Annotated in this window: 4 protein-coding genes; all 4 read left to right on the forward strand. The window is 53.7% G+C overall.

The window, feature by feature from the left end; translation table 11 throughout:
- The coding region (locus tag DWB61_RS17410) for a helix-turn-helix domain-containing protein (RefSeq protein WP_191984789.1) at positions 1-312 on the forward strand (312 nt) is incomplete at its 5' end.
- A 146-nt stretch (positions 313-458) separates the two neighbouring features.
- Positions 459-2,363 carry a SurA N-terminal domain-containing protein gene (locus DWB61_RS17415; protein ID WP_125032215.1) on the forward strand — a complete coding sequence of 635 codons (1,905 nt, stop codon included), beginning with the start codon at positions 459-461 and terminating at the stop codon, positions 2,361-2,363.
- A gap of 3 nt (positions 2,364-2,366) precedes the next feature.
- Entirely contained in the window at positions 2,367-2,879 is a 513-nt protein-coding gene (gene gpt, locus DWB61_RS17420) for a xanthine phosphoribosyltransferase (protein ID WP_125032216.1), read from the forward strand.
- Positions 2,880-2,939: 60 nt separating this feature from the next.
- Positions 2,940-3,855 (forward strand): BMP family ABC transporter substrate-binding protein (locus tag DWB61_RS17425; protein WP_148095943.1); only part of this gene is annotated, 916 nt, incomplete at its 3' end.

Here is a 3,855-nt window from a genome sequence, read left to right on the forward strand (position 1 = left end):
TGTGTATGGTACGAGTCTTTTGTTGTTGATGCGGCCGCGGACTGCCGAGACCGTCACGTAGGGAGTCGGCGGCAGCGTCAGATGTGTATAGGGGACAGCGATGATTCCGCTCCCGCAGCCGCTCCTTCCGGGCAATTTTCGGGCGGGGTTATTCCCCTGCACGAAATGGAGCGGCTTATGATCATCAAGGGCCTGGATCAAACCCAGGGCAACCGCACCCAGGCCGCCGAGCTTTTGGGCATATCGGTGCGCACCCTGCGCAACAAGCTTAATGAATATCGCGAGCAGGGCAGGCCTGTAGATAGCAACTAGCGACCCAGTTTGCCCCACGACCCCCCTCTTTCTTCTTTATCAAATCACATTTTTCGTTTATGGATTCTTTTTTACGAGATTATGCTCGCTCTTTTGCCGCGCTCGCGGGCATGCGGGTATGAATAAATTATTTTCAGGAGCCAAACATGCTGGACGTCATCAGGCGTAATTCCCAATCCTGGGTGGTAAAAGTGATTTTTGCCGCCATTATCCTTACGTTCGTTTTCTGGGGCGCGAACTCCGTGACCTCCGATTCGGCGGATGTTTTGGCCGAAGTAAACGGTGAATCCATCTACCGCACCGATCTTTTGCGGGAACTGCGCATTGAAATTCAGAATATCCAGTTGCGCAACCCGAATTTGGGCCAGCTTGACAACGAGCAGCTTAATGCCTTGGCCTTTCAGATGCTCAGCAACATGGTGCAGCGCGAGCTTATGGCTCAAGAGGCCAAAAAACTCGGCCTTGGCGTTTCTGACCGCGAATTTTCCTCTGTTGTAACTGCCATGCCCGATTTTCAGGACGGCACCGGGCGCTTTAGCGACGCTATATATAAAGATCGCATCTCGGCTATAGGCATGAACCTTGGGCAGTTTGAAAAAGCCCTTACAACCGACCTTTTGGTGAGCAAGCTTCAGGATTATATTAGCGGGGCCGTCAATATAGACGCCGCCGAGGCCCGCCGCGTGTTCAATTTTGAAATGGAGAGCCGCACGGTGGAATACCTGGCCTTTCCGGCTGGCGATTACCGTGGCGATGTTAAGCCCGGCGAAAGTGAAATTATAGCTTACTATAGCGAAAATAAAGATGCATACACGGTTCCGGCCAAGGCCGAGCTTGAGTATCTCTCTTTTGACATGAACGTGCTGGCCGCTCAAAGCTCCATTAGCGATGAAGACGTGCAAAAGTATTATGACGAGCGCAAGGCCAGCTTTGTGGAGCCTGCCAGTTACAAGGTGCGGCACATTTTAGTGTCTTTGCCGCTTACGCTCGATACCCCTGAAGAAGCCGTTATTGCGGCGCGCAAAAAGGCTGAGTCCATCCTGGCCGAACTGCGTGGCGGCAAAAGCTTTGTCGCCCTTGCCAAGCAGCGCTCGGACGATGCGCAAACCAAAGCCAACGGCGGCGACCTTGGCTGGGTCTCGCGCGGGCAGCTTGCCCCTTCGATTGATCTGGCCCTGGAGGGCCTCAAGCCGGGCGAAATTAGCGAACCAATTCGCAGCGCCAACGGCTTTCATATTTTGAACATGGTTGAAGCAAAGCCCGAGCGCGCCCAAAGCCTTGCAGAAGTGCGCGACGATATACTCTCGCAGCTTAGGGAAGACGCAGCTTACGCCAATATGGGCAAAATTCTTGCCGATGTTGATGATAAAATCATCACCGGTACGGACTTTGAGACCCTGGCAAATGATTATAATATTCGCGGCAAAAATACCGGCCTGCTTGATCTGGCGGCCCTTGCCCCGGCTCTTGGCCTTGAGCCCGCTGCCTTGGCAGGAATCCCCGACGTGCCCGCCGGCAAAATGCTGCCCGCCATTGATCTTAAAAACGGTTTTGTGGTGGTAAAGGTAAAAGCTTACCAGCCTGCTTTTATTCCCGAGCTTGATGCCGTAAAGGCCCAGGTTGTGGATGCCATTAAAGATCGCGAAGCCATCAAGCTTGCGTCTGACGATGCCGCCGCCAAGGCCAAAGAAATTGCCTCCGCCGGGGGCAAGCTTTCGCGCAGCCTTGAGCGCAAGCTTAAAGAAGCCAAGCCTACCACACGCTTTTTGGGTGTGATGGAACTGAACATGGACAAAGAAATTACCTCGGCCGTGTTTACCGCTCCCAAGGGGCAGTGGCTTGAGCGCGTGTTCCTCTCTGGTGATGCTGCGGTGCTTGTGCGCGTAAAAGATATTGCCGCCCCTGCTGAAAAGGATTGGTCCGAAATCTCTACCGCTTATGTTGACGGGCTGAACAATGCTCGCAAAAATGAACTTTTTAGCATCTATTTGGCCCAGCTACAAAAAGACGCCAAAATAGCACTCAAAACCGACCGCATTATAGGACAATAAGCCATGAGTGAAGAGCGCTATAAAAAGGCTTTTCCTGTTTCTTGGGATCAATTGCACCGCGATGCCAAGGCTCTGGCCTGGCGGCTTCTTGAGAGCGGCCCATTTAACGGACTCATTGCCATTACCCGCGGAGGGCTTGTGCCTGCCGCGGTTATTGCCCGCGAGCTTGATATACGCCTCATCGAGACCCTATGCATATCCAGCTATGACTGGACCCAACAGGGCGGCGCTGCTGTGCTCAAGAGTCTTTCAGACGCTGTGGATCTCAGAGGCAAGGGCTGGCTCATTATTGACGACCTTGTGGATACCGGCCGCACGGCCAAAATTGCGCGCGAGCTTTTGCCCGAGGCGCATTTTGCCTGTGTTTATGCCAAGCCCGAGGGCAAGCCCATGGTCGATAGCTATATTACCGAGGTGAGCCAAGATACCTGGATTCTCTTCCCCTGGGATTCTGAAGTTCAATATGTGCAGCCGCTCGCCGTGCGCGGGCAGACCTTTGGTATTTCTGATAAATAGGTAATTTTAAGCGCCAGCCCTTGCGGCTGGCGCAATACGTATAAGCAGGAGTCATAATTTATGTTCAGGCGTATCTTGTTTGTTCTTCTGGCCCTGGCCATTTCCATACCGGCAGTTGCCGGGGCAGCCGCAGCGGCTGAAAAAGAAATAAAAGTGGGCTTCATTTACGTATCTCCCGTTGGTGATGCGGGCTGGTCTTACGCTCACGACCTGGCTCGCCAGGCCATGGACAAAATGCCCGGCATCAAAACATATATTGCAGAGTCAGTGCCCGAGGGCGCGCAGTCTGAGCGCACCATTACCAAAATGGCCCGCGATGGTTACGATATTATCTGCACCACCAGCTTCGGCTACATGGACCCAACCATAAAGGTGGCCAAGAACTTTCCCAAAACCACCTTCCTGCACTGTGCGGGCTACAAAACATCCGATAACGTCACCGCTTATTTCGGGCGTATTTATCAGCCCCGTTACCTCACCGGCATGGTTGCCGGGCGCATGACCAAAAATAACCAAATCGGCTACGTGGCCGCTTTTCCCATTCCTGAAGTAATTCGCGGCATCAACGCCTTTACCATGGGCGTGCGCGCGGTTAACCCCAATGCGCAGGTGCGCGTTGTGTGGACCAAAACCTGGTACGACCCGGCTACTGAAAAAGAAGCAGCCAAGGGCCTTTTGGATACCGGCGTTGACGTAATTGCCCAGCATCAGGACTCCCCCGGCCCGCAAGAAGCAGCGCAGGAGCGCGGCGTATACTCCGTTGGCTACAACACCGATATGTCCAACTTTGCCCCCAAGGCCCACCTTGTGGCTGCCGTGTGGGACTGGGTGCCTTTTTACCTGGATGTTGTAGACAAAGTGCGCAAGGGCACCTGGAAGTCGGGCAACTTCTGGCCCGGCCTGGATACCGGCGCGGTTAATATTTCCAAATACGGCGATATGGTGCCGCAAAAAGTCTTGATCCAGCACTTTTTGC

This window comes from Ancylomarina euxina, from assembly GCF_003863355.1.
Taxonomy (GTDB): domain Bacteria; phylum Bacteroidota; class Bacteroidia; order Bacteroidales; family Marinifilaceae; genus Ancylomarina; species Ancylomarina euxinus.

Bases quoted from the DNA above. Each gene is read 5' to 3' on its own strand.
- DWB61_RS17415 (WP_125032215.1), top strand. From the start codon at position 459: ATGCTGGACGTCATCAGGCGTAATTCCCAATCCTGGGTGGTAAAAGTG.
- gpt (WP_125032216.1), top strand. From the start codon at position 2,367: ATGAGTGAAGAGCGCTATAAAAAGGCTTTTCCTGTTTCTTGGGATCAA.